Genomic DNA, 24189 nt, shown 5'->3' on the forward strand with positions numbered 1-24189 from the left:
TCCGGTGTCGGCGGCGAGCCGGATCGCACGCGGCATCGGACGCGGTTTCGCGTCGGAGCTGACGGGGTCTCGTCGGGTACGGGCGGACATCGGTCGACCGTCGGCGCGTGCCCGCGCCGGGTCGCCGTGGTGCGGCGTTGACCCGGGGACGGCCATTCCTGGCCGGTCATGGCCTCCGGACGGGTTGCGCCGCCTGAAGGCCGTCGTCGAGAACTACCGTGCCGGTGGTGCTCGACGAAACATATTGACAGTGACCGACCCTACTAACTTCCTCTCAGGGTGTCCATAGCTTTCGTTCATCCCGCAGGTACTTTTCCCTTGCGCGGACGAAAGTGTCGGACGGTCACGCCACAAGGGACGGACGCCGGCACGTCGATCCGGCAGGATGGGCGACGTGATGCTGCTGTTCCCCGCCGATCCGCTGCGCCCGCGCCGCCCGGACGACCACTTCGCCGCGGAGGCCGCGGCCGCCCGGGCGGCCGGCGTCCCGGTCGCCCTGGTCGACCACGACCTGCTCGCTTCCGGTCAGGACCCGGCCCGCGCGGTGGCGGCCGTACCGACCTGCGGGGTCGCCGTCTACCGCGGCTGGATGCTGCGCGCCGACCGGTACGCCGACCTCGCGGTCGCCCTGGCCGCCCGCGACGTCCGGCTGAAAACGACGCCGGAGCAGTACCGCCGGGCCCACGAGCTGCCCGGCTGGTACGAGTCGTTGCGAAGCGTCACGCCGGACTCGGCCTGGACCACCGGGGCGGACCGGCCCGCGTTCGACACGGCCCGGCAGGCACTCGGCGGCGGGCCGGCGGTCCTGCGGGACTGGTCGAAATCGGCCAAGCACCACTGGCACGAGGCGGCGTTCATCCCTGATCTCGCCGACGGCGACGCCGCGTGGCGCGTCGCCACCCGGCTCCGCGAGCTGCGCGAGGACGACTTCACCGGCGGCTTCGTGCTGCGCCGGTTCGAGCGGTTCACCGGCGCCGAGGTGCGCACCTGGTGGGTCGACGGCCGCTGCGCCCTCGTCGGCCCGCATCCGGACACCCCGGGCGCCACCCCGACGGGCGAGGTCGATCTCGGCTTCCTCATCCCGTTGGTCGCTCCGCTCGACCTGCGGTTCGTGACGGTGGACCTGGTCCGGCACGCCGACGGACGGTGGCGGGTGGTCGAGCTCGGCGACGGCCAGGTCAGCGACCGCCCGGCCACCGTCGACCCGGCGGCGCTGGTCACCGCGCTGAGCCGGGCCCACCTGGAACCGGCCTGACCGGGACGCCGGCGTGGCCCGGGAGCTACGCCCTCGAAGTCGGCGTCGCCCGAACGGCGGGTCCGCGCCGGCGGCACGGCGGATGATCACGGTTCGTTCGGCAGGCAACGACGACCGGTACGGGCCGGAGCGGCGGGCACCTCGCAGGAATACGAAGACGCGCCATCAGCACACAGCGGCATTAGCCGCAGATCGGGTACGCCTTCTCTCGGTGCCGCGAACATAAGGGCTGATCAGGGGCTATTGAAGATCATGGCTTCCTGAGTCATCGATGTCGGCGAGGCGACCGGAAGAAGACGGTTGCCCCGGTCACCCATTGATCTGCACCGCTGCCCGTGTGATCGTGCTGCCACGAGTCACCGCCCCCGGTGGCTCGGGATGATCGGTCAGTCGATCCGGGGCAACGCCGGCAGCCCTGGAAGACCACCATCGCCCGCCCCGCAGCTTGACCGCGGCGCGCGCCCCTACCGGGCTCCGTGCGCCGCCTGAGAACAGGAGCACACCCCCTTGAAGCTCTCACCCCGCCTCGTCGCGCTCTCCGGCGCGGCAGCGGCCGGTCTGGTCGCCGCCGGCACCGCCGCGGCCGTACAGGCCGCGCCCTCCAGCCCCGCCCCCGACGCGGCCCAGGCCCGCGCGCTCGCCGCCAGCTCGGCCAGCGCGCTGGTCGCCAGCCGCCCCCAGTACCTGCACGCCAGCTCGGACGAGGCGTTCGTCCAGCAGCCCGTCATCAGCTCCGAGGGCACCCAGTACGTGCCCTACGAGCGCACCTACAAGGGCCTGCCGGTGACCGGCGGCGACTTCGTTCTGGCGACCGACTCCGCCGGCAACCTGAAGTACGCCTCCGTCGCCCAGCAGCAGAGCATCGGCAGCCTCGCCACGACGCCGAAGCTCAAGGCCACGGCCGCGGAGAAGACCGCCCGCGCCCAACTGAAGACGGTGACCACCGTCGAGGGCACCACGCTGGTCGTCTACACCCTCGACAGCACGCCGGCCCTGGCGTGGGAGACCACCGTCCGGGGCACCACCGCGGACGGCCCGAGCCGGCTCACCGTGGACGTCGACGCCCTCACCGGCAAGGTGCTGCGCAAGCAGGAGCATGTCGTGCGCGGCAGCGGCACCGGCGCGTGGAACGGGCCGAGCCCGCTGACCCTCAACACCACACTGTCGGGCAGCACGTACTCGATGAAGGACCCGGGCGTCACCAACCAGAGCTGCCAGGACGCCGCGACCAACACGACGTTCTCCGGCTCGGACGACGTCTGGGGCAACGGCACGGCCACCAACAAGGAGACCGGCTGCGTCGACGCGCTGTTCGGCGCGCAGACCGAGCACAAAATGCTCTCCCAGTGGCTGGGCCGCAACGGCGCCGACGGCGCCGGCGGCGCCTGGCCGATCCGGGTGGGCCTGAACGACCAGAACGCCTACTACGACGGCACCCAGGTCCAGATCGGCAAGAACACCTCCGGCCAGTGGATCGGTTCGATGGACGTGGTCGCCCACGAGATCGGCCACGGCATCGACGACCACACCCCGGGTGGCATCTCCGGCAGCGGGACCCAGGAGTTCGTCGCCGACACCTTCGGCGCCGCGACCGAGTGGTTCGCCAACGAGCCGTCCACCTACGACGCCCCCGACTTCCTGGTCGGTGAGAAGATCAACCTGGTCGGCAGCGGCCCGATCCGCAACATGTACAACCCGTCGGCGCTGGGTGACCCGAACTGCTACTCCAGCAGCATCCCGAGCACCGAGGTGCACGCCGCGGCCGGCCCGGGCAACCACTGGTTCTACCTGCTGGCCATGGGCAGCAACCCGACCAACGGCCAGCCGACCAGCTCGACCTGCAACGGCAGCGCCGTGACCGGCCTGGGCATCCAGAAGGCCATCAAGATCATGTACAACGCGATGCTGCTGAAGACGTCGTCCTCGTCGTACCTGAAGTACCGCACCTGGACGCTGCAGGCGGCGAAGAACCTCTACGGCAGCACCGGCTGCACCGAGTTCAACACGGTCAAGGCCGCCTGGGACGCGGTCAGCGTGCCGGCCCAGTCCGGCGACCCGACCTGCAGCGGCACCACCACCCCGCCGCCCACCGGCAGCTGCTCCGGCCAGAAGCTGGCCAACCCCGGCTTCGAGTCCGGCGCGGTGAGCTGGAGCGCCACCTCGGGCGTCATCACCAACTCGTCCAGCCAGCCCGCGCACGGCGGTTCGTACAAGGCGTGGCTCGACGGGTACGGCTCGACCCACACCGACACCCTGTCGCAGTCGGTGAGCATCCCGGCCGGATGCCGCGCGACGCTCTCCTTCTACCTGCACATCGACACGGCCGAGTCGGGCAGCACGGTGTACGACAAGCTGACCGTCAAGGCCGGCAGCACCACCCTGGCGACGTACTCCAACGTCAACGCCGCCGCAGGCTACGTCCTGCGGTCCTTCGACGTCTCGTCGCTGGCCGGCACCACCGCCACCATCTCGTTCAGCGGCGTGGAGGACAGCTCCCTGCAGACCTCCTTCGTCGTCGACGACACCGCGCTCAACCTGAGCTGATCGAAGACGCAGCGGCCGGTCGTCGTCCTCCCGACGGCCGGCCGCTGCGCCATGTCAGCCGTAGGTGGGGCGCTGCGGCCAGCCGGGCGGCGAGTCCTCCCAGTCCTCCTGCCGGCCGTACGGGGTGAGGTCGAGGAAGCTGTTGATGAACAGCAGCCGGTCCACCCCCCGCGCCTGGGTGTAGTAGGTGCGGTAGACGTCCTCGCCGCCCCGCAGGAACACGCTCAGCATGAATCCCCGACCCGCCCCGCAGTCGTCCGAGAACGACGTGCCGTGCGAGGAGACGAACGGCAGCGTCCACCCCTTGCGCTCCTTGTACGCCTCGATCTGCGCGAGCGGCATGTTGGACACCGTCGCCCAGCTCACCACAGCGCGAGGACGATCCGCTCCGCCATGTCGCTCAGTCCCGGCCAGCCGGCCGGCCGACCGGTCAGTCCCACCAGAACCGGACGACCTCGGCGTCGATGACGCAGCCGGCCAGGTCCGGAACATCGTCGGCGTCGTACACGCTCATCCCGTCCAGGCAGTAGACCGGGTACTCACAGGCGAACGCGAGTGCGTCCGGCCTGGTGCGGGGAGGACGGGTCATCGCCAACTCCAGACCCGACCGGGTCAGGCTCACCAGCTCGGCACCCCAGCGCTCACCCCAGTACCGCAGCACCGCACCGTGCACCGCCGGCTCCGGGCAGTCGTTCCAGTATCCATAGTCCAGCAGCGTCAGCACCTGCCATCCGCGCGCCGCCTCGACCAGGGCCACCAGCACCGACGCCGGTCGCCCGTCCGGCTCGTAGGGCAGGCTGAACTCGTCGAGCCGCAGCGGCTCGTCGGGCCACCGGTCGAGCATGTCGGCGCGTGTTCCGTCCGGCTGCGACTCGAACGTGCCCTGCGGGTTCAGCAGCGCGACGGCGTCCAGGCCGGCGGAGCGGGCGACTCGCGCCGCCGGGTCGGGCTCCACCAGGCCGTGCGAGGCGTACGCCTCGTCCACCGACGGGATCAGCACCGGCCGCCAGCCGGTGCGCTCGTGCACCGCGCGCAGCCGCCGCCACCAGGCCAGCGCGTCGTCGCCTTCGGCCGGGAAACCCAGCACCCGTACGCCGTCGGCCAGCGGCAGCGGCGCCAGCTCGGGCACGTTGATTCCCAACGCGGCCAACCCGCCCGAGACGTCGTCCACCGTCCGCCCCCATCAGGAGATCATCGGTCGACCGTACCGCAAGCCGCGCGGGGCCGGGTCGGCCTGGAGCAGCAGCGACTCGCGGTCCTCGAGGACCTGGTGCAGGCGCGGCTGAGCCTGGGCGAACACAGCCAGGTCGTCATCGACCTCCGCAGGCTCCCGCAGCGGCATCCACTGCGGGAAGACGCGGAACGCCCGGCCGGGATGCCGGCCGGGCGCTCGTCGCGTGGTGCGGTCGCGGCCTGCCGGGGACGGGCCGCGACCGGAGGTACGTCAGCGCAGGCGAAGCTGCTGACCCGGGAAGATCAGGCCCGGGTCGTCGCCGACCACGCGCTTGTTGCGCTCGTACAGCGCGTGCCAGCCGCCGGCCAGGTCCTGCACGTCGGCGATCACCGACAGCGTGTCGCCCGGCTTCACCACGTAGCTGCCGGAGCCGCCCGAGGCCGGCGCGGTACGCCGGTGGCTGCGGGTCGCCGGCTGGTCGCCGCGCGAGGAGCCGGCCGTCGACTTCGACCCGGAGTCCGAGCGGGACTTCTTCGCCGACCCGGAGTCCGACTTGGACGAGTAGTGCTTGGTCGAGCCGCCCTCCTTGCCGCAGACCGGCCAGGCGCCGATGCCCTGCCCGTCGAGGACCTTCTCGGCGATGGCGATCTGCTCGCCGCGGCTGGCCAGGTCGGCCCGGCTGGCGTACTTCTGGCCGCCGTAGCCGTTCCAGGTGCCCTTGGAGAACTGCAGGCCGCCGTAGTAGCCGTTGCCGGTGTTGATGTGCCAGTTGCCGCCGGACTCGCACTGGGCGATGGCGTCCCAGTTGACGCTGGCCGCGCTGGCCGGTTCGGCCGGGCCGAGGATCGCGGCGGCGCCGGTGGCCGCGCCGACGACGAGCGCCCCGGCGGCGATCCGACGCGGGCCGGTCCGGCGGTGGCGTGCGGTGTATTCAGTTGCCATGGTTTCCTCCACGCCGACGAGGTGAGCTGTCGGGTTCGGGCCGAGGAGCCCGGCCGCCGGTCGGCGGCTTCACCCCGAGGTGTCGAGCACCGAGGAACGTGTGGGTCCCCCGCTCCCGCCTGAGGTCCAGGTACCACCTGGCCGGCGGCGGGATTAGGCGTTGCCGGCCCGTGGTGTCCGCGATCGCGAACGGATACGACGTTAGGAACGGTTTCGGGTGATCGCCCACTTCTTGTGAAGTTCTTCACCCGGCCGGGCGAAGGCGCGGAATTTCGAGTTGCGACACTCCCGAGCGTGCAATAGGGAGGCCGCCGGATGGTTGCCCGGCGGCCTCCTCAGTGGCGGTCAGTACGTCAGGCCGTAACCCTGTGCAAACAGCGGCACCTGCCCGTCACCCGCGTTGATGGGCCCTCCGCGTACGGAGTCTCGCCCACCACCGCGATCGCGGCCCGGTAGGTGCGGTCGATGCCGGTGCCGCGCTGGTTGTAGGTGACTGTCGTGGTCGGACCCGCCGCGGCCCGGATGCCCTGCAGGATAGTGGTGCCCGGGGTGATGTTGCCGGAGGAGCCCTGCCAGGAGATGGTCCAGCGTGAGCAGTGAACGGTCCGGTCGATTCCTCGGGACCGCTGAGCCCCGGGGATCCGGTCCGGGCTACGGTGGCGGGGGCCGCCGGCACGACGCACCGGGCGCTCCCCGGCGGCGACGGACGGCGGAGCGGGCGAGGTGGCGGCGGGAACATGACCGACTACGGGCACGAGTTGATCTTCGGCGGCTTCCTCACCCCCACCGCCGGCCAACCCGAGCAGGTGGTGGCTCTCGCCAAGCTCTGCGAGCAGGTCGGGCTGGACCTCGTCACCTTCCAGGACCATCCCTACCAGCCGGGCCACCTGGACACCTGGACGCTGATGTCGTACCTGGCGGCGGCGACCAGCCGGATCCGCCTCGCCGGTAACGTGCTCAACCTGCCGCTGCGCCAGCCGGTGGTGCTGGCCCGCAGCGTGGCCAGTCTGGACCTGCTCAGCGGCGGCCGGGTGGAGCTGGGCCTCGGCGCCGGCGCGTTCTGGGAGGCGATCGAGGCCGCCGGCGGCCGCCGGCTCACGCCCAGCCAGGCGGTGGACGCGCTGGACGAGGCGGTCCGGGTGATCCGCGAGGTGTGGGCGGCGGACCGGCGCGGCATGGTGCGGGTCGAGGGCGAGCACTACCGGGTGGTCGGCGCGAAGCGCGGGCCCGCCCCGGCACACGACGTGGGCATCTGGGTCGGCGCGTACAAGCCGCGGATGCTCCGGCTGGTCGGTCGGGTGGCGGACGGTTGGCTGCCGTCACTGGCGTACCTGGCCAAGGGGCCCGGGGAACTGGCCGAGCTGAACGCGCTCGTCGACGAGGGCGCCGAGGCGGCCGGGCGGGAGCCGCGGTCGGTGCGGCGGCTGCTCAACGTCTCCGGCCGGTTCGGCCGGTCCCGGTCCGACTTCCTGGACGGGCCACCGGAACAGTGGGTCGAGGAGCTGACCGGGCTCGCCCTCGACCACGGCACGTCCGGGTTCATCCTCGGCGCCGACGACCCCACCGCGATCCAGCTCTTCGCGCAGGAGGTGGCGCCCGCGGTGCGGGAGTTGGTCGCCGCCGAACGCGCCGAGCCCGGCAGCCGGGCCCGGGCCCTCGAGGAACAGCGCGAGGTGGTCGAGGCCGGCGGCGCGACCGCCCTCGCCGTCACCGCCACCCCGGATCCGGGGGTACGGCTGAGCGGGCGCCGCCTCTGGGACGAGACCACCCGCCCGGTGGCGCCGGCCGCGCCGGCCGGGCACGTCTACACCCCGCACGCCCAGGCCGTCGGCGCGCACCTGGTCGACGTGCACGACCACCTACGGCAGGAGCTGGGGCAGCTGCGGGATCTGCTCCAGCAGGTCCGGCGGGGCGCGGTGTCGGCGGACGACGCCCGCGCGGCGCTCAACGAAATGACCATGCGGCAGAACAACTGGACGCTGGGGGCGTACTGCGCGGCGTACTGCACGGTGGTGAGCCAGCATCACGGGCTGGAGGACAATTCGATCTTCCCGCACCTGCGGCGCGTCGACGCCGGGCTGGGCCCGGTGCTGGACCGCCTCGAGGAGGAGCACGTGGCGATCCACGGGGTGGTCGAGGGGGTGGACCGGGCGCTGGTCGAGCTGATCCGGGAGCCGGGTGACTTCAGCGCGGTGCGGGAGGCGGTGGACCTGCTCACCGACACGCTGCTGTCGCACCTGTCGTACGAGGAGCGGGTCATCGTCGAGCCCCTGGCCCGGTACGGCTTCTACGCCGGGCAGGTGTGAGGCACCGGCCGAGGCATTCCCGAGGACCCGCGTGACCTAGCTGACTTTTGTTTCCCGAAGTCAGAGGGGTAGCGTCTGCGGTGCGGCGCGCGTGACCGGCCGACACCCCTCACCACACGCAGGAGCAGGACATGAAGATCGCTGGACGTACCGCCCTGGTCACCGGGGCCAACCGCGGCTTCGGCCGCCACCTCGCCGCCGAACTGGTGGCCCGCGGCGCCACCGTCTACGCGGGCGCCCGCAATCCCGACAGCGTCGACCTGCCGGGCGTCACCCCGGTCCGGCTGGACATCACCGATCCCGCCTCGGTGGCCGCGGCGGCACGGCTGGCCGGCGACGTGACGCTGCTGGTCAACAACGCCGGCATCAGCACCGGGGCGGACCTGCTCGACGCCGACCTGGCGACGATCCGGCTGGAGATGGAGACCCACTACTTCGGCACGCTGTCGGTGGTGCGCGCGTTCGCGCCGACGATCGCGGCGAACGGCGGCGGGACCATCCTGAACATCCTGTCCGCCCTGTCCTGGGTGAGTTTCCCGCAGACCGGGGCGTACAGCGCGGCCAAGTCCGCCGAGTGGTCGATGACGAACGCGCTGCGCACGCAGCTCGCCGACCGGGGCGTCCGGGTGGCCGGCCTGCACGTCGGCTACATGGACACCGACATGACCGCCGGGGTGACCGCGCCGAAGTCCGACCCCGCCGAGATCGCCCGGATCGCCGTCGACGGGATCGAGGCCGACCGGTACGAGATCGTCACCGACGACACCTCCCGGCAGGTCCAGGCCGGCCTGGCCGGGGGCGTGGCCGCCCTCTACCCGCAGCTGCCCTGAAGCCGGGCCACCCGGCGTCCGGTGGGACGCCGGGCGGCCCGGCCGGCGCTACAGCGTACGGGCGAGCCGGTCGGCGAGGATCCGGGTGAACCGGGACGGGTCGGCCAGCTCCCCACCCTCGGCGAGCAGCGCCATCCCGTACAGCAGCTCCGCGGTCTCGGTCAGGGCCTCGGGGTCGGCGCCCTGCTCGTGGGCCCCGCGCAGCCCGGTCACCAGCGGGTGGCCGGGGTTCAGCTCCAGGATCCGCTTCACCTTCGGCACCTCCTGCCCCATCGCCCGGTACATCTTCTCCAGCGTCGGGGTCATGTCGTGCGCGTCCCCGACCACGCAGGCCGGCGAGGTGGTCAGCCGGGAGGAGAGCCGGACCTCCTTGACGCTGTCGGCTAGCGCGCCGGTCAGCCAGGTCAGCAGCTCGGCGTAGTCCTTCCGCTCCGCCTCGGCCTTCGCCTTCTCCTCGTCGGTCTCCAGGTCGACCTGGCCCTTGGCGACCGAGCGCAGGGCCTTGCCGTCGTACTGGCCGACCCGCTCGACCCACACCTCGTCGACCGGGTCGGTGAGGATCAGCACCTCGTAGCCCTTGGCGCGGAACGCCTCCAGGTGCGGCGAGTTCTCGATGGTGCTCCGGGACTCGCCGGTGGCGAGGTAGATCTCCGACTGGCCGTCCTTCATCCGCCCGACGTAGTCGCGCAGCGTGGTCAGCTCGGCCGGGTCGTGGGTGGAGGCGACCCGCACCAGGTCCAGCAGCGCCTCGGTGTTGTCCGGGTCCTCGAGCAGACCTTCCTTGACCACCGCGCCGAACTCGCCCCAGAAGGTGCGGTACGACTCGGCCGACATCTCCTTGAGGGTGGCGAGGACCTTCTTGACCAGCCGACGGCGCACGGCGCGGATCTGCCGGTCCTGCTGGAGGATCTCCCGGGAGATGTTCAGCGACAGGTCGTGCGCGTCCACCACGCCCTTGACGAAGCGCAGGTAGTTGGGCATGAGCGCGTCGCAGTCGTCCATGATGAACACGCGCTTGACGTAGAGCTGCACGCCCCGGCGACCCTGCGGGGAGAACAGGTCCAGCGGCGCGTGCGAGGGGAGGAAGAGCAGCGCCTCGTACTCGAAGGTGCCCTCGCCGCGCATGTGGATGGTCTCCAGCGGGTCGGCCCAGTCGTGGGCGACGTGCTTGTAGAACTCCTTGTACTCGACCTCGTCGACCTCGTCGCGGGAGCGGGCCCACAGGGCCTTCATCGAGTTGAGGGTCTGCGTCTCACGGCTGGTCGCGCCGTCCTCGCCGGGGCGCTCGACGGTCATCCGGATCGGCCAGGCGATGAAGTCGGAGTACCGCTTGACGATCTCCCGGACCGTCCACTCCGCGGTGTAGTCGTGCAGGTTGTCCTCGGTGTCGGCCGGCTTCAGGTGCAGGGTGACCGAGGTGCCCTGCGGGGCGTCGTCGACCGCCTCGACCGAGTAGGTGCCCTCGCCGGTGGACTCCCACCGGGTGCCGCCGCGCTGTCCGGCCCGCCGGGTCAGCAGGGTGACCTTGTCGGCGACCATGAAGGTGGCGTAGAAGCCGACGCCGAACTGGCCGATCAGCTCCTGCGAGGCGCCGGCATCCTTCGACTCGCGCAGCCTGCGCAGCAGCTCGGCGGTGCCGGACTTGGCAATGGTGCCGATCAGCCCGACCACCTCGTCGCGAGACATGCCGATGCCGTTGTCCCGCACGGTGAGCGTGCGGGCGTCCTTGTCGACCTCGAGTTCGATGTGCAGGTCGGCGGTGTCGACCGCGAGATCCTTGTCGACCAGCGACTCCAGCCGGACCTTGTCCAGCGCGTCCGACGCGTTCGAGATGAGTTCGCGCAGGAAGACGTCCTTGTTCGAGTAGATCGAGTGGACCATCAGCTGGAGCAGCTGACGGGCCTCGGCCTGGAACTCCAACGTCTCGACCCGGTCGCTCACACCGACTCCCTTCCTCCGTGCGGGGCTTCGGCGAAAGGATACGAGCCGTGCCGGCGCGGGCAGCGAAGGGTGGCCACCGTCGGATCTGGTCCAACCAGTTGACGGGTTGATGTGGCCGGGGCCACACTGCTGCCCATGGCCTTCGCCCCCGTCCCCCGCGCCTCGGTCTCCGACCACGTCTTCGGCCAGCTCCGCGACGCCATCGTCAGCGGCCGCTACCAGCCGGACGAGACGCTGCCCGGCGAGCGGGAGCTGGCCGCCGCGTTCGAGGTCAACCGGCACGCCGTCCGGGAGGCGCTGCGCCGGCTCCAGCAGCTGGGCCTGGTCCGGGTCAGCCAGGGCGGCGCGACCCGGGTGCTCGACTGGCGGGTGCACGCCGGGCTGGACCTGGCGCTGTCGCTGACCCAGTCGGGCGACGTACTCCCGGTGGAGACGCTGGTCCGCGACATGCTGGAGATGCGGGCCTGCGTCGGGACCGACGCGGCCCGGCTCTGCGCCGAGCGCGGCGACCCGGCGGTCACGGCCGCGGTGGTCCGGGCCGCCGAGGAGTACGCGGCGCTCGCCCCCGACCTGCCGCGGATGGCCGAGGCCAACATCGCCATGTGGCGGCTGATCGTACGCGGCTCCGGCAACACCGCCTACCTGCTGTCCTTCAACAGCCTGGTGGCCGGCACGCTCGCGGTGGGCGACGTGCCGCCCGACGGCCGGGCCGCCGAACTGCTCGACATCGCCGGCCACCGCCGGCTCGCCGCGGCCATCGCCGCCGGGCAGGGCGCCGCCGCCGCCCGGCACGCCCGGGCCCTGCTCACCGCCGCGGTCACCACCCCCACCACCCCGTCCGGAAGGGAAGCCCGAACGTGATTCCCGCCGTGCTCTACGCCGTCCCGGCGTTCCTGCTGCTCATCATCGTCGAGGCCCTGTCCTACCGGTTCGCGCCGGACGACGACGAGCGCGGCTACGAGCTGCGCGACACCACCACCAGCCTCTCCATGGGCCTGGGCAGCCAGGTGATCGGCTTCCCGTGGAAGCTGGCCACCGTCGGCCTCTACGCCGGGCTGTGGACGCTCGCCCCGATCCACCTCTCCCCCGGCCACTGGTGGACCTGGGTGCTGCTGTTCTTCGCCGACGACCTGGCCTACTACTGGTTCCACCGGCTGCACCACGAGGTACGCGTGCTCTGGGCCAGCCACGTGGTGCACCACTCCAGCGTCTTCTTCAACCTCTCCACCGCGCTGCGGCAGAGCTGGACGCCGATGACCTCGCTGCCGTTCTGGCTGCCCCTCGCCCTGCTCGGCATCCCGCCGTGGATGATCTTCCTCCAGCAGTCGATCAGCCTGCTCTACCAGTTCTTCCTGCACACCGAGCGGGTCAGCGTGCTGCCCCGGCCGATCGAATGGATCTTCAACACGCCGTCGCACCACCGCGTGCACCACGGCTCCAACGCCGAGTACCTGGACCGCAACTACGCCGGCATCCTGATCATCTGGGACCGGCTCTTCGGCTCCTTCGAGCCGGAGCGCGCCACCGTCCGGTACGGGCTCACCAAGAACATCACCACCTACAACCCGCTGCGGGTCGCCACCCACGAGTACGCGGCGATCTGGGCGGACGCGCGGGCGGCCCCGTCCTGGCGGCACTGGCTCGGCTACGTCTTCGGCCGGCCCGGCTGGCAGCCCGCCCGGTGAGGCGCCCCTGGCTTCCGCTGTTCGGCGTCGCCGCCGCGGTCGAACTGGTCGGGGTCGGGATCGCCTCGACCCCGCTGCAGTGGCTGGCCAAGCCGCTGCTGGCGCCGCTGGTGCTGGGATATCTGTGGAGTGCCGGGCGGCGGGTCGATCCGGTGGCGGTCGGGCTGGCCTTCGCCACCGCCGGGGACGTGGCGCTGCTGGCGGACGGGCGGACGGCGTTCCTGGTCGGGATGGGCTGCTTCCTGGTCACCCAGCTCGCGTTCCTGACCGCCTTCGTCCGGTACCGCCGGCCGCCCGTCCCGGCCGTGGTGGCGTACCTCGCGCTATGGGCGGTGGCCAACGCGCTGCTGTGGGAGGCGCTGGGTCCGCTGCGGCTGCCGGTGCTCGGCTACAGCCTGGCGCTGTCCCTGATGGCCGCCGCCGCGACCGGGGTGTCCCGGCGTACGGCGACCGGCGGGGCGCTCTTCCTCGTCTCCGACCTGCTGATCGGGGTGGGCGCGGCCGGGGTCGACCTGCCCGGCCAGGGCCTGCTGGTGATGACGACGTACATCGCCGCGCTGCTGTTCATCACCACCGGCTGGGTCCTGGCCACGACCACCGTCGCCGACGCAAGATGACGTCGAAGGTGAGCGGCAGCACCGTCACGCGTACCCAGCACTGCGCGGTCGTCTGGACGAAGGACGGCCAGCAGCACCAGGCGACGGTTGACTTCCCGGGCGGCACCGACCGCGCCGGGACGACGCAGTAGCTGCTGGTCGACGGTGACGACACCATCGCCGCCTCGGGCCGCTTCTTCGGGCTCCTGGCGGCCGGGTTCGGGCTGGTCCTCGGGGTCATCGGAGCGCTGCTCCGGCAGGGCACGCGGCCGTAACCGATGCGCGGCCCGGCCGTGCTGCCCGTGCATTGCGAAATTCCCGCGATCAGGGCAGCTCGCGGGGCCAGCGGGACTTGTCGCGGTGAGTCGCGTCGGGTGCTGGGCGGGGCTGATAGTTGAGGGTTCCCAAAGGCCAGTCTGCGGTCAGCCAGGCAGTCACGGCTTCGTACAACGGCGTGTCGAGTTCGGCCCGGTCCGCCCGCACCCAGGAGCGCACATCGGTGACATGATCGTCGCTGCGGGAGGGATAGATGTAGACGCAGCCGATGACCTCGCCGCTGGCAGTCTCGATAACGGTGTAGGTGAAACCGATACGACGGGAGAAGTCCTCGGCGTGACGCTTCAGGTCGGCAAGGTTGTCGGCCAAGGGCATGCTCGCAGGAGGTGGCCACCCCCAGTCCTGAAAGCCAGGCGTCGCACGGATGTGCTCGATGCTGGACGTCCATGCGGCATGATCGGCAGGGTTGTGCTGCGGCCCCAGTGGCTCCAGGTGGAACAGGGGGGTGACCAGGTGATGGGGAACAAGGAAGTCGTCGGGGACAAGAGCACGATCGGTCATACCGCGGAGACTACGGGGCTGCCCCACCGACTTCATCTGGATTGATCACGCCGCCTGGGTAATGGGGCGGCCTCCCCAGCGGATGCCATTCTCGCTGCGGATGCGACGCGGTGCTCACCCGGCTGCGCGAACGCGTGGATGTCACCTGGGCCGCGCCGGAGACCCGGTTGCGTCCCGACATCACCCCCGACGACACCCGCTGGGCCGACCAGTGGCCGGGCCTGACCCCCTGACACCCGCCGGCGTCGGCTCGAACCGACACCGGCGGGTATCCTGCACCGGGTCGGTCGCGGGAGCGGGGAGGTGGGCGTGGCCAGGGAGACCGGGCGCAAGCTCGTCGCCTCGAACAAGAAGGCCCGTCACGACTACACGATCCTCAAGACCTACGAGGCGGGGATCGTGCTGGCCGGCACCGAGGTCAAGTCGCTACGCGAGGGGCGGGTGTCGCTGGTCGACGCGTTCGCCCAGGAACGTGACGGCGAGCTCATGCTGTACGGCCTGCACATCGCCGAGTACGGATTCGGCACCTGGACCAACCACCAGCCCCGGCGTACCCGCAAGCTGCTGCTGCACCGGGTGGAGATCGCCCGGATCCTGGAGAAGCTGCGCGAGGGCGGCGGCGGGCTGACCCTGGTGCCGCTGTCGATGTACTTCGCCAACGGCTGGGCCAAGGTCGAGCTGGGCCTGGCCCGCGGCAGGAAGTCGTACGACAAGCGGCAGGCCATGGCCGAGCGGGACGCCAACCGGGAGATCGCCCGCGAGCTGGGCCGACGCCTCAAGGGGGCCCGCCGGCCCACCCGGTGAGGCCCGGCACGCCGAGGCCCGGCCCCCCACCAGGGGGAACCGGGCCTCGGCCGGTGGATCGTCAGTCGGTGCAGGACGGTTCGTCGAAGTGGCCCGGGGTGGTGGGGAACGCCGAGCCGGCCCCCTGCTCGGCGTTGTCGCGCGGGTAGACGTAGGACAATTCCAGGAAGGCCGAGGTGCCCGCGGTGGTCACGTCGGACGGGCTGCGACCCGCGCCGGTGGCCCAGGCCAGCCTGGTGAGGAAGTCCTGCAGCGCCGGGCTGTGCTGGCGGATGTCGTTGAACCCGCCGTACGCCGCGTTGCAGTGGGTGAACAGGTTGTACGCGCCGTTCCAGTCGAAGAGCCGGTCACCGTTGTTCGGCCCGTTCGCCGTGACGTCACCCTGCAACACGTCCCGGTCCCAGCCCCCGTACACCCAGTCGGTGCCGTGGTGGTGTTGGTTGTCGGCCAGGACGTCGTTGTCCAGGTTCGTCATCTCGAACCAGCGGCACGGGTCGACCGTCCCCGACGCCGTGGTCACCGGCCAGGCTCCCGCCGCGCAGTTGTCCGGGTACGACCCGCGCGGGCGGAAGTCCAGCAGGTCGGAGCCGAGCACCGCGCTCACCGCCGGGCCCCCGGTCGCGCCGGCGCCGCCGAAGAGGTGGTCCACGTACTGGTCGTGGTCGCCCCGGGCGGCGGCGCTGAAGACGCCGTCGACCAGGCACTGCGGGTTGGTCGCGTCGAGCACCGGGTCGCAGCCCCTGCCGCCCCAGAGCACGTCGGAGCCCTCCGCACCGAACAGCTCGTCGCCGCCGCTGTCGCCGTTGGCGACGTCGTCGCCGAAGCCGCCGTGGATGTTGTCGGCGCTGGCGCCCCCGCGGATGTAGTCACCCGCGCCGGCGGTCAGCCCGGCGTACGGCATGGGCGCCGAGGTGGCGCCGCCGATCCACGCGTCGCCGTCGGTGTCGTGCAGCAGGTCCACCCGCCGGTCGATGACCACGGTGTGGCTGGCTAACACGGCGAGTCTGCTGCTGCCGGTGTCCAATCTGACCAAAATTCTGGCCAGCGACCGGATCGGGCTGGACCCGCTGCCCTGGGCGGCCCGGATGTGGTGGCCGCAACTGGTGGCGATCGCCATCACCATGCTGCTGCTCTGGTGGTGGTACTGGCGGCCGGCCCGGGCCGGAGCCGACCCGTTCGTCCCGCCACCCCCGCACGTGCCGCCCGACCCGTTGCTCTATCGCACCGCGCTGGTCGCGTGACTGCTCTTCGTCGCCGGCATCCTGGCTGGCGTCGAGATCGGCCTCGCCTCCGGGGTGGCCGCCGCGATCCTGGTTGCCGGCTTCGCCGTCCGGGCCCGATCCAGCCTGCGGCCCGCGCTGATCCCGTGGCGGCTGCTGGTCTTCGTCACCGGGCTGTTCCTGGTGGTACAGACCATCGGCGAACACGGCCTGGACCGCGTGATGGGCGCCCTCGTCGGCGGCGACCCGGGCACCGAGGGCTCACTGCGGGCCGGCGCCGTCGGCGCGCTCTTCGCCAACGTGGTCAACAACCTGCCCGCGTACGTCGCCGGCGAGGCGGTCATCGCCCCGGCCAACCACACCCAACTGCTCGCGCTGCTGGTCGGCACCAACGTCGGCCCCCTGGCCACGCCGTGGGCCTCGCTGGCGACCTTGATCTGGTACGAGCGCTGCCGGGCGGCCGGGGTGGCGGTGCCGCTGGGGCGTTTCATCGCCACCAGCGCGGCCCTGGCCGCCCTGGCCACCACCGCCACCGTCGCCGCGCTGCTGCTCACCCCGTGACAAGCCGCCTCATCCTGGCCGCACCGGCAGGTCGGGATCGGGCCTGCCGCCGATCCGGCGCCGATCAGGCGTACGCCCAGCCGAACGAGCCGATCAGGTCGGTTCGACCGCTGCCCTCATAGACCCGCACCGTGACGCGGGTGCCCTCGGCGAACGAGAAGCTCCTGGTGCCGTAGTCGATGACGTTGTCGGTCCCCGGCGGGCTGTACGGCCCGTAGCAGACGTCCTGGCTGATCCCGGTGCACAGCTCGTAGTACAGGCCGTCGCCGTCATTGCGGGTGTCGTAGTACCAGAACTTCTCCCCGTACGGGTGGAACTCCGCCTTCCCCACCATCACGCCCGAGACCACGAGCTCGACCTTAACCTCGATCCGTGGACTGGATCGGTGCACTACTGAGCGGAAGCGGCGTGGAGATGTGACGAGAGTGCCCTCTGAGCTGGGATGATCGGGTTTGTCTAGGACTCGAATCACACCAGCTCGGAAGGACACTCTCGGTGCAAGGATCTCATGCGTGGCGCGGCGACGGCGCGGTGTTCGATGATGACAATCTCGTGTCGCATGCGGGTCTGGTGCCGCTGCTGGAGTTGGCCGAGCAGGCCGGGCTGTCGCGACTGTTGGATGAGCATGTCCGGTTCGTCGATGAGCGGGTGAAGTCCGGCGCGGCCAACTCGACGCCGAAGCTGACCTCGATCATCGCGGGGATGGCTGCCGGGGCGGACAGCATCGACGACCTGGACGTAATCCGCTCCGGCGGGATGAAGGAGCTGTTCGGCGGGGTCTACGCCAACGCCACGTTGGGGATCTTCCTGCGGGAGTTCACCCATGGCCACACCCGGCAACTGTCGGCGGTGCTGCGCCGGCACCTGGTCGCTCTGGCCAAGCGCACCCCGGTGCTGGCCGGCATCGGCGACCGCGTCTTCATCGACATCGACTCGTTGCTGCGCCCGGTGTACGGGCACGCCAAGCAGGGCGCGTCGTTCGGGCACACGAAGGTCGCGGGCAAGAGCATCCTGCGCCGGGGCCTGTCGCCGCTCGCGGTGACCATCTCGACCGAGACCGCGGCGCCGGTGGTGGCCGGGGTGCGGTTACGGGCCGGACGCGCCGGCTCCGCCAAGGGCGCGGCCAGCATGGTCACCGAGGCGATCAATACCGCCACCGACGCTGGCGCGCAGGCCGGGAACATCCTGGTACGCGGCGACTCCGCGTACTGCAGCGGCAAGGTCATCGCTGCGGTAGTCAAAGCCGGAGCGAACTTCTCGTTCGCCATCGCCCGCAATCCCGCCGTTGACGCCGCGATCGCCACCATCCCCGACGAGGCGTACACGCCGGTGCACTACCCCGGCGCGGTCACCGATCCCGACACCGGTGAGCTGATCTCCGACGCCCAGGTGTCCGAAGTGGAGTTCACCGCGTTTGCCGGCACCCGCCACGAGATCACCGGCTGGCTCGTCGTGCGCCGGGTGCTCGACGCCAACACCCAGGACCCTCTGTTCCCGGTCTGGCGCTACCACCCGTTCTTCACCAACAACACCGAACCGGCCCCCGAGGCCGACATCACCCACCGCCGCCACGCCGTCTGCGAAACCGTCTGGTCCGACCTCATCGACGGCCCCTGGGCCCACCAGCCCTCAGGGTCGTTTCCCGCCAACGCCGCCTGGAACATCCTGGCCGCGATCACCCACAACCTGCTGCGCGCCGCTGGCACCCTCACCGCCACACGCCGCTACGCGGTGGCCCGCGGCGCCACCCTGCGCACCCACCTGATCAACGTCGCGGCCCGGCTCGCCCGCCCGCAACGCCGCCCCGTGCTGCACCTACCCACGCACTGGCCCCGCGCCGCCGCCTGGCTCACCTTCTGGAAAGCCGTCTTCACGACCTGACCAACGACCACCCGGCACGCACCACCCACCAGCACCGCACCCACACACCACCCGACGAGCGGGAACCCGAGCAGGCTGGACACCGGGCCAGCCGGTCAGACGCGCCCTCCACCAACCAAGATCATCACGGCAAAGTCAAAGGACCATCCTGATACTGATCCACGGATCGAGGCTTAAGCCCCGCCCGCATCCTTGACGAAGTACGTGTCGTCCGCCGAGTCGTAGAGCCGGCAGCCGCCCGACTCCGCGTAGACCGTCAGCACTCCGGAGATGCGGTGACAGTCGTCGGTGTCGACGACCGCCGCCCGATAGTCCACGGTGCCGTACGCCTGCGCCGGGCTCGCCGGCATGACGGTGGCGGCCAGCAGGGCCCTCGCCGACGCCAGGCCGGCCCACATCCGCCGACGCCAGTCGCGCCGCGACGCACCGGGGGAGGTCACCACCGCAGAGGTTCCTGTGTAGACATTCCCCATGTGCCGCGATAGTCGCCGAGCCAGGCACGCGAATGATGTCCTGTTCAAAGCGGACGTTATCGGACAGCTCACTTCCGAGCGACGCGGCCGGTGGAGCTGAGGAGGCGCCCCGGAGCAGGTCGGGGGCCGGCGGCCAGACGTCCGGCCGCCAGTCCCCCGTTCGCGAGGCTGGGGCTCAGCGCAGGATCGCGGCCAGCTCCTCGACCTGCGCCGGATCGTCGGCGTAGCAGTACAGCCACAGCTCGTCGGCGCCGAAGTCCCGGTACGCGGCGACGGTGTCCGCGAGCTGCGCTGGATCGCTCAACGGCGCGCCCCAGCCGGTCCGGCCGGTGAACGCGTAGTAGTCGGCGACGGCCCGCCGGGCTCGTTCGACCGTCTCGGGCGGCCCGACCGCCACGTTGACCTGGCAGACCAGGCAGGACCGGCCGGTACGACCCGCGGCGTCCCACTGCTCGTGCACCGTTCGCAGCAGCAGCCCGGCCCAGTCCAGCGGCGCCGCGCAGATGAAGCCGTCACCGTGCGTCGCGACGCGTCGCAGCGCCACGGGCGCGAAGCCACCGATGAGGATCGGCGGGCCGTCGGGCGCGGTCGGTCGCGGACCGATGAGCGCGGTGGCGTACGGCTCTCCGCGCCAGATCGCCCGCAGTGCGGCGAGCTGCTCGTCGAGAAGCCGGCCCCGCCGCCCGATCGGCAGACCGGCGGCGGCGTGGTCGTCCTCACGCCCGCCCACGCCGATGCCGAGCAGGAACCGCCCACCGGACATCCGGTCCAGGGTGGCCACCTGCTTGGCGAGTTGCGCGGTGGCGCGCAGCGGGCCGAGCAGCACCTCCGTCTGGAGGCGGATGCGGCTGGTGGCGCCGGCGAGGACGGCGAGCGCCACGAGCGGCTCGGGATTGTCGAAGGCGAGCCGGTCGAGCAGGGCGAGGGTGTCGAAGCGGGCGGCTTCCGCCCGGCGGGCCCCGTCGAGCAGGCGGCCCGGGTTGCTGATGGGAAGGCCGAGGCCGAGGTCCATGATGACGATCGACCTGGATGCTGTGCGCGAAGCCGGCGCAGCGGCGGCTGCCCGGCAGGCGGTCGACTGGCTGGGCGGCGGTGGAACCGCTGGTTACTGGGTGCATCTCGATGTCGACGTGCTCGACGACGCCGTCCTGCCCACCGTCGACTACCGCCTGCCCGGCGGCCTGAGCTGGGCCGAACTGGAGACCGTGCTGCGCGTGGCCCTGTCCAGCGGCCAAGCGGTCGGCCTCGACGGGACGATCTTCAACCCCCGCCTCGATCCGGACGGACGAGTCGCCGTTCGTCTCGCCGAATGCCTACGCCGGGGTGTCCGTGCTGACCGACGACGTCTAACCATGCCGGACGGCCGTCGCCGGAGCGTCCGTACGGATCGCTGGCCGCCTGGCCCCACCGGCAGCCGGCCCGCGCTGCGGGCAACACGAACGTCGGGCTGCCCGACGTCCCTTAGGCTTGGCCGCAGCCGCTCCAGATGCGACCGATGAGTTCATCGGGCTCGCGTCGTCCTGACTGAAGACGAAACGTTCAGCGACCGAGTAGGAGAAGCATCATGAAGAAGATCATCGCAGGACTGTTCATCTCGCTCGACGGCGTGGTCGAGGCGCCCGACCAGTGGCATTTCCCGTACTTCAACGAGGAGATGGGTGCTGCGGTGGACGCCACCCTCGGCGCGGCCGACATCATGCTGTTCGGTCGCAAGACCTACGACAGCTTCGCCGGGGCCTGGCCCGAGCGGGAAGCGGCCGGCGGGGAGGACGCCCACTTCGCCAAGAAGCTCGGCGACGCCCGCAAGATCGTGGTGTCGAACCAGCAACTCGACTTCACCTGGCGGAACTCCGAACAGCTGCGGGGCGACCTCGTCGAGGCCGTCACCGCGCTGAAGAAGGAACCGGGTGACGGCACGATCGGCATGAGCGGCTCGGTCTCCGTGGTCCGCCAGTTGCTGGCCGCCGGGCTGCTGGACGAGCTGCACCTGCTGGTGCATCCGATCGCCGTCCGTAAGGGCATGCGGCTGTTCGACGAGGGAGAGCACTCGATCCCGCTCACCCTGGTCTCGGCGCAGCCCTTCAAGACCGGTGTGCTGAACCTCGTCTACGCCCCCGCCGAGTCGGCCGGCACCGCCGGCTACGAGGACGCCAAGGTCCACCTGTCCCAGCACGAACAGTAGGACGTGAATCTGACGGACAGCCGCCCGGGCGCCGGCGGCCAGGCCGCACGGCGGCGGAGCCGGCTGTCAGTGGCGGAGGTCTTGTCCCGGCAGCCGGTCAGCGGCCGCAACACCGCTACCCGTCGCAGTGGTGGACCTTCTCGTCCCCGGCACCCCGATGCTCACCGCACCCAGCCGAGGAAGCGCCGGCGCAGCGCGCCGGCCGGCAGCCAGGTCAGATCCTCGGCGGCTCGGGCCAGTTGCGCACCCACGTAGAGGGCCAGCGACACCGGCGCGCCGTCGAACTCCGCGCGCAGCTCACGCCGTCGGATCGGGCACGGCCAGGGCGCGACGCAGCCACCGGACGCCGTCCGGCAACTCCACCTCGGCGATGCTCAACCGAGCCCGTCGGCAGTCGTCGACGACCCGCTCGCCGTGGATCGTCCACCGGGTCAGCTCAGTTGCCTGTTCCTCCGCCACCCGGCCAGTATCGACCTCCCCCGGCGATCGCTTGAGTTCCGGAGGGGTAACCGCTCGCCCGGCTCGACCGACTTCATGAACGGAGGAGCTCTTTCGCCGCCTCGACGGCCAACTTTCTGCTCATGGAAAGATCGATTCCGGATAGGTACGCGACATCGACCATCCACCTGACCCCTTCGATGTGAACCGGGACGCGCACCGCTTCTGACCGGGGAAGAACGTGGACCGGCAGGTGAGGACGGGTGCCGTTGAGTACAGTTAAGGGCATTTCGATGCAGTTCGACGCCATTCGGCGCACCCGCTGCTCCCGACCCGCTCCCCGATCATCGTTGGACACCCGTGGGGGCTCAGCTAGGCGGGGCAACACGAACCATTCCCCCGCCGCCGCAGGTCCCGGTCGGAATCCTGCAACTGATGTAGGTCGGCCTGACCGAGCCTCCGCTTCCGCCTTGCTGCCGTCCGCCACCACGAATACGGGAGCGGGAACGGCCAGCCCTGCGGCTGCTCGCCGAGCCCGGAAAGCGTCGGCCGAGCGGTTGACCCGGTGCGCGCCGAAGTCGGCGACGACCCGCGGGCACGCGAGAGCGTCGACCTCGCGCTGGCGGTGAGTGAGCGGCTGGCCGAGCGCGACCGGCGGGAACGCGAGCTGACCGCGCTGTACGAGACGGCTGGGGTCCTTTCGTCGCTGCGCGACATCGAGGAGTGTCGCAGGCGATCCGATCAGCTCCTCCGCGGGAAGGCCCTTGTAGCGATCGTCAGCAACCCGGGTCTGCGCGAGATCATGACGCCGATGCCGCGAGCGCCTCGTGGCAGATGTGCTCGGCGATGGCGAGTGACGATGTCGCTGCGGGTGACGGGGCGTTGCGGACCAGCGTCACGCGCTGCCGCGTCGTGATGCGGAAGTCGTCCACGAGCGACCCGTCGCGGCGCAGAGCCTGGGCGCGGACCCCAGCGGGCGCGGCCACGAGATCCCGACGTGCGAGTTCCGGCAGGTAGCGCCTGGCCTGCGCGAGGAAGTACCGGCGGCTCAGGGACCCGAGCATTTCCCGTGCCCCGGTACGCCAGTGCCGGCGCGCCATGCGGCGGAACCCGCTCCAGCCGAGCACCTCGGCGAGATCACGCAGGGACGCGTCCGTGCGGCTGTACCCCTGCAGCGCGAAGGCGAGAACCGCGTTGGGGCCGACGTCCACCGACCCGTTGATGCGCCGGGTCAGGTGGATGCCGAGAAATGGGTACCGCGGGTCGGGAACCGGATACACCAGCCCCCGCACCAGCCCGGAGCTTCGCTCGGTGAGTCGGTAGTACTCGCCGCGGAACGGCACGATCCTCGGATCCTCGTCGTCGCCGGCCAGCGCGGCCATCCGACTGGATTGCAGGCCCGCGCAGACGATGACGCGGTCGGCCCGCAGATCGCCGGATGTCGTTTCCAGAACGACCCCGGACGCGGTCTCCCGCATGGCCGTCACCTCCGACGACAGGCGGACCGTGCCGCCGCGCCGGCGCAGGTCGTCGGCGAGCGCACGCGCGACGGCCACGAAGTCCACGACGGCCGTCGACGGCGAGTGCAGCGCGCCGACACCGGCGACATTCGGTTCGATGTCTCTCATGCCGGCCGGGCCGAGCATCGTCACGTCGGAGATGCCGTTGGCCAGCGCCCGTTCGTGGATGTCGCGCAGCCGCACCGACTCGCGGTCGTCGAGGGCCACCACCAGCTTGCCCAGCTTCGCGTACGGGACGCCCTGCTCGTCGCAGAAGTCCTCAAGCAGCCGGACACCGCGCCGGCACAGCCGCGCCTTCAACGATCCCGGCGGGTAGTAGATCCCCGCGTGGATGACGCCGCTGTTGTGGCCGGTCTGGTGCCGCGCGACATCCGGCTCCTTGTCCACCACGACGACGTCCCAGTCAGGTCGTTGCAGGTACAGCTGCCTGGCCACCGCCAAACCCACAATGCCCGCGCCGACGACCGCTACCCTCATGACCCGGCCCTGGTGCCGTTGACGTCGCGCTGGTCGGCGGGGTTGGGGTCCTCAGTCCGAACGGTGGCGTCGGCGCAGGTCCACCGACCGCCGATGAAGTGCTCGATGTTGGAACTCATGCGGTGATCTCCTCCCGGGTCTTACGGGTGTGCGCACACGCTCGACAGGTCGCCGACATGCGTGGCCTCGGCGAGTGCGGCCAGGCTGAAGGGCTGCGGGCCCCGGTGTAGTGAGGCCGAGCCCATCGACGAGACCGAAGAAGGCGCCGACGCAGAGGCTAGCGGTAATCAAACCGCCCGGCCCGTAACCCTGGTATGTCACGCCGATGACCGCCGGGGCAGCCGCGACGGACGGACCCGGCGATCACGAAGGCGGCGAGGGCGGGCACCATTCCACTGGTGGCGAGAGCAGTTCAGATTTCGGAGGAGATGACAAAAAAGGCGACGCCGTTGTGGACGTTCGCATTCGGAGCCGCCCGGGGCCGACTATCATCGCGCATGTAATGCTGTCTGGGATAGGACAC

At 71.1% G+C, this 24189-nt stretch carries 26 protein-coding genes, 1 pseudogene and 1 riboswitch; of the genes and pseudogenes, 15 read left to right on the plus strand and 12 right to left on the minus strand.

The annotated features are described in order from the left end of the window. The first annotated feature begins 397 nt into the window (after window positions 1-397). Entirely contained in the window at window positions 398-1255 is an 858-nt protein-coding gene (locus tag OG799_RS12915; RefSeq protein WP_406046275.1) for an ATP-grasp domain-containing protein, read from the plus strand. Window positions 1256-1762: 507 nt separating this feature from the next. Beyond that, the gene (locus OG799_RS12920; RefSeq protein ID WP_406045275.1) at window positions 1763-3799 is read left to right on the plus strand and encodes a M4 family metallopeptidase; all 2037 of its coding nucleotides are present in this window, start codon (window positions 1763-1765) and stop codon (window positions 3797-3799) included. Between the two features lie 54 nt (window positions 3800-3853). Here the strand turns inward: OG799_RS12920 and OG799_RS12925 are convergent, their stop codons facing one another. From OG799_RS12925 to OG799_RS12935, 3 genes are all read right to left on the minus strand, one after another. Then, window positions 3854-4291, minus strand: a complete 438-nt coding sequence (locus tag OG799_RS12925) for a DUF899 family protein (protein ID WP_406045277.1) — start codon at window positions 4289-4291, stop codon at window positions 3854-3856. Further along, window positions 4230-4970 (minus strand): DUF4253 domain-containing protein, encoded by a 741-nt coding sequence (locus OG799_RS12930; protein WP_406045279.1) that lies wholly within the window; start codon window positions 4968-4970, stop codon window positions 4230-4232. The genes OG799_RS12925 and OG799_RS12930 overlap by 62 nt, the downstream gene beginning before the upstream one ends. A 273-nt stretch (window positions 4971-5243) precedes the next feature. Further along, entirely contained in the window at window positions 5244-5915 is a 672-nt protein-coding gene (locus OG799_RS12935; RefSeq protein WP_406045280.1) for a transglycosylase family protein, read from the minus strand. Continuing rightward, window positions 5912-6085, minus strand: a riboswitch (cyclic di-AMP (ydaO/yuaA leader). It overlaps the preceding gene by 4 nt. A gap of 567 nt (window positions 6086-6652) precedes the next feature. Here OG799_RS12935 and OG799_RS12940 point away from each other — a divergent pair. Continuing rightward, window positions 6653-8221, plus strand: coding sequence for an LLM class flavin-dependent oxidoreductase (locus OG799_RS12940; RefSeq protein WP_406045281.1), 1569 nt, complete (start codon window positions 6653-6655; stop codon window positions 8219-8221). Between the two features lie 131 nt (window positions 8222-8352). After that, window positions 8353-9051: an SDR family oxidoreductase gene (locus OG799_RS12945; protein ID WP_406045282.1), complete on the plus strand. Its 699-nt coding sequence runs from the start codon at window positions 8353-8355 to the stop codon at window positions 9049-9051. A gap of 48 nt (window positions 9052-9099) precedes the next feature. Here the strand turns inward: OG799_RS12945 and htpG are convergent, their stop codons facing one another. Next, window positions 9100-10992: a molecular chaperone HtpG gene (gene htpG, locus OG799_RS12950; protein WP_406045283.1), complete on the minus strand. Its 1893-nt coding sequence runs from the start codon at window positions 10990-10992 to the stop codon at window positions 9100-9102. A 135-nt stretch (window positions 10993-11127) separates the two neighbouring features. Between htpG and OG799_RS12955 the strand changes: the two genes are divergently transcribed. The 4 genes from OG799_RS12955 to OG799_RS12970 are packed head-to-tail and all read left to right on the plus strand — an operon-like array spanning window position 11128 to window position 13425. Beyond that, entirely contained in the window at window positions 11128-11853 is a 726-nt protein-coding gene (locus tag OG799_RS12955; protein ID WP_406045284.1) for a FadR/GntR family transcriptional regulator, read from the plus strand. Then, window positions 11850-12677 (plus strand): sterol desaturase family protein, encoded by an 828-nt coding sequence (locus OG799_RS12960; RefSeq protein ID WP_406045285.1) that lies wholly within the window; start codon window positions 11850-11852, stop codon window positions 12675-12677. Before OG799_RS12955 ends, OG799_RS12960 begins: the two co-directional genes overlap by 4 nt. Further along, a complete protein-coding gene (locus OG799_RS12965) occupies window positions 12674-13294 on the plus strand; it encodes a lysoplasmalogenase (protein WP_406045286.1) in 621 nt (206 codons plus the stop codon). The genes OG799_RS12960 and OG799_RS12965 overlap by 4 nt, the downstream gene beginning before the upstream one ends. Then, window positions 13291-13425, plus strand: coding sequence for a hypothetical protein (locus tag OG799_RS12970; RefSeq protein ID WP_406045287.1), 135 nt, complete (start codon window positions 13291-13293; stop codon window positions 13423-13425). Before OG799_RS12965 ends, OG799_RS12970 begins: the two co-directional genes overlap by 4 nt. Before the next feature lie 172 nt (window positions 13426-13597). Here the strand turns inward: OG799_RS12970 and OG799_RS12975 are convergent, their stop codons facing one another. Continuing rightward, a complete protein-coding gene (locus OG799_RS12975) occupies window positions 13598-14110 on the minus strand; it encodes a GNAT family N-acetyltransferase (RefSeq protein ID WP_406045288.1) in 513 nt (170 codons plus the stop codon). 110 nt (window positions 14111-14220) lie between these two features. On the opposite strand from OG799_RS12975, the gene OG799_RS12980 reads away from it, so the two are divergent. Both OG799_RS12980 and smpB read left to right on the plus strand, forming a co-directional pair. Then, complete coding sequence (locus OG799_RS12980; RefSeq protein ID WP_406045289.1) at window positions 14221-14343, plus strand: hypothetical protein; 123 nt, start codon at window positions 14221-14223, stop codon at window positions 14341-14343. A 76-nt stretch (window positions 14344-14419) separates the two neighbouring features. Continuing rightward, on the plus strand, window positions 14420-14914 hold the full coding sequence (smpB, locus tag OG799_RS12985) for an SsrA-binding protein SmpB (protein ID WP_406045290.1): 495 nt from the start codon (window positions 14420-14422) through the stop codon (window positions 14912-14914). A gap of 61 nt (window positions 14915-14975) precedes the next feature. Here smpB and OG799_RS12990 read toward each other — a convergent pair whose 3' ends face one another. Then, a complete protein-coding gene (locus OG799_RS12990; protein ID WP_406045291.1) occupies window positions 14976-15893 on the minus strand; it encodes a hypothetical protein in 918 nt (305 codons plus the stop codon). On the opposite strand from OG799_RS12990, the gene OG799_RS12995 reads away from it, so the two are divergent. Then, window positions 15886-16155, plus strand: a complete 270-nt coding sequence (locus tag OG799_RS12995; protein WP_406045292.1) for a hypothetical protein — start codon at window positions 15886-15888, stop codon at window positions 16153-16155. The two genes, OG799_RS12990 and OG799_RS12995, sit on opposite strands and share 8 nt — an antisense overlap. Window positions 16156-16209: 54 nt before the next feature. After that, entirely contained in the window at window positions 16210-16695 is a 486-nt protein-coding gene (locus OG799_RS13000; protein ID WP_406045293.1) for an ArsB/NhaD family transporter, read from the plus strand. 64 nt (window positions 16696-16759) lie between these two features. Here the strand turns inward: OG799_RS13000 and OG799_RS13005 are convergent, their stop codons facing one another. Further along, on the minus strand, window positions 16760-17044 hold the full coding sequence (locus tag OG799_RS13005; protein WP_406045294.1) for a hypothetical protein: 285 nt from the start codon (window positions 17042-17044) through the stop codon (window positions 16760-16762). A 146-nt stretch (window positions 17045-17190) separates the two neighbouring features. On the opposite strand from OG799_RS13005, the gene OG799_RS13010 reads away from it, so the two are divergent. After that, window positions 17191-18576 (plus strand): IS1380 family transposase, encoded by a 1386-nt coding sequence (locus OG799_RS13010; RefSeq protein ID WP_406044060.1) that lies wholly within the window; start codon window positions 17191-17193, stop codon window positions 18574-18576. Between the two features lie 173 nt (window positions 18577-18749). Here OG799_RS13010 and OG799_RS13015 read toward each other — a convergent pair whose 3' ends face one another. Both OG799_RS13015 and OG799_RS13020 read right to left on the minus strand, forming a co-directional pair. Next, the gene (locus OG799_RS13015; protein ID WP_406045295.1) at window positions 18750-19049 is read right to left on the minus strand and encodes a hypothetical protein; all 300 of its coding nucleotides are present in this window, start codon (window positions 19047-19049) and stop codon (window positions 18750-18752) included. A 175-nt stretch (window positions 19050-19224) separates the two neighbouring features. Continuing rightward, window positions 19225-20061 (minus strand): LLM class flavin-dependent oxidoreductase, encoded by an 837-nt coding sequence (locus OG799_RS13020; protein ID WP_406045296.1) that lies wholly within the window; start codon window positions 20059-20061, stop codon window positions 19225-19227. On the opposite strand from OG799_RS13020, the gene OG799_RS13025 reads away from it, so the two are divergent. Then, window positions 20060-20548, plus strand: coding sequence for an arginase family protein (locus OG799_RS13025; protein ID WP_406045297.1), 489 nt, complete (start codon window positions 20060-20062; stop codon window positions 20546-20548). The two genes, OG799_RS13020 and OG799_RS13025, sit on opposite strands and share 2 nt — an antisense overlap. 65 nt (window positions 20549-20613) lie before the next feature. Then, window positions 20614-21231 (plus strand): dihydrofolate reductase family protein, encoded by a 618-nt coding sequence (locus OG799_RS13030; protein ID WP_406045298.1) that lies wholly within the window; start codon window positions 20614-20616, stop codon window positions 21229-21231. Between the two features lie 312 nt (window positions 21232-21543). Here the strand turns inward: OG799_RS13030 and OG799_RS13035 are convergent. The 3 genes and pseudogenes from OG799_RS13035 to OG799_RS13045 all read right to left on the minus strand — a co-directional run. After that, a pseudogene (locus tag OG799_RS13035) lies at window positions 21544-21690 on the minus strand (NUDIX hydrolase); the annotation flags it as partial. A 779-nt stretch (window positions 21691-22469) separates the two neighbouring features. Next, window positions 22470-23666 carry an L-2-hydroxyglutarate oxidase gene (gene lhgO / locus OG799_RS13040; protein WP_406045299.1) on the minus strand — a complete coding sequence of 399 codons (1197 nt, stop codon included), beginning with the start codon at window positions 23664-23666 and terminating at the stop codon, window positions 22470-22472. Continuing rightward, on the minus strand, window positions 23663-23785 hold the full coding sequence (locus tag OG799_RS13045) for a hypothetical protein (RefSeq protein WP_406045300.1): 123 nt from the start codon (window positions 23783-23785) through the stop codon (window positions 23663-23665). The genes lhgO and OG799_RS13045 overlap by 4 nt, the downstream gene beginning before the upstream one ends. Window positions 23786-24189 lie beyond the last annotated feature (404 nt).

Source organism: Micromonospora sp. NBC_00898, from assembly GCF_045207895.1.
Taxonomy (GTDB): Bacteria; Actinomycetota; Actinomycetes; order Mycobacteriales; family Micromonosporaceae; genus Micromonospora.

What these genes read in the sequence shown, in the direction of transcription:
- OG799_RS12915 (WP_406046275.1), top strand. Translation starts at nt 398, where the DNA reads ATGCTGCTGTTCCCCGCCGATCCGCTGCGCCCGCGCCGCCCGGACGAC.
- OG799_RS12925 (WP_406045277.1), bottom strand. Translation starts at nt 4,291, where the DNA reads ATGTTCCGGACCTGGCCGGCTGCGTCATCGACGCCGAGGTCGTCCGGT.
- OG799_RS12935 (WP_406045280.1), bottom strand. Translation starts at nt 5,915, where the DNA reads ATGGCAACTGAATACACCGCACGCCACCGCCGGACCGGCCCGCGTCGG.
- OG799_RS12940 (WP_406045281.1), top strand. Translation starts at nt 6,653, where the DNA reads ATGACCGACTACGGGCACGAGTTGATCTTCGGCGGCTTCCTCACCCCC.
- OG799_RS12945 (WP_406045282.1), top strand. Translation starts at nt 8,353, where the DNA reads ATGAAGATCGCTGGACGTACCGCCCTGGTCACCGGGGCCAACCGCGGC.
- OG799_RS12955 (WP_406045284.1), top strand. Translation starts at nt 11,128, where the DNA reads ATGGCCTTCGCCCCCGTCCCCCGCGCCTCGGTCTCCGACCACGTCTTC.
- OG799_RS12970 (WP_406045287.1), top strand. Translation starts at nt 13,291, where the DNA reads ATGACGTCGAAGGTGAGCGGCAGCACCGTCACGCGTACCCAGCACTGC.
- OG799_RS12975 (WP_406045288.1), bottom strand. Translation starts at nt 14,110, where the DNA reads ATGACCGATCGTGCTCTTGTCCCCGACGACTTCCTTGTTCCCCATCAC.
- OG799_RS12995 (WP_406045292.1), top strand. Translation starts at nt 15,886, where the DNA reads ATGACCACGGTGTGGCTGGCTAACACGGCGAGTCTGCTGCTGCCGGTG.
- OG799_RS13015 (WP_406045295.1), bottom strand. Translation starts at nt 19,049, where the DNA reads ATGGGGAATGTCTACACAGGAACCTCTGCGGTGGTGACCTCCCCCGGT.
- OG799_RS13025 (WP_406045297.1), top strand. Translation starts at nt 20,060, where the DNA reads ATGATGACGATCGACCTGGATGCTGTGCGCGAAGCCGGCGCAGCGGCG.
- OG799_RS13020 (WP_406045296.1), bottom strand. Translation starts at nt 20,061, where the DNA reads ATGGACCTCGGCCTCGGCCTTCCCATCAGCAACCCGGGCCGCCTGCTC.
- OG799_RS13030 (WP_406045298.1), top strand. Translation starts at nt 20,614, where the DNA reads ATGAAGAAGATCATCGCAGGACTGTTCATCTCGCTCGACGGCGTGGTC.
- lhgO (WP_406045299.1), bottom strand. Translation starts at nt 23,666, where the DNA reads ATGAGGGTAGCGGTCGTCGGCGCGGGCATTGTGGGTTTGGCGGTGGCC.
- OG799_RS13045 (WP_406045300.1), bottom strand. Translation starts at nt 23,785, where the DNA reads ATGAGTTCCAACATCGAGCACTTCATCGGCGGTCGGTGGACCTGCGCC.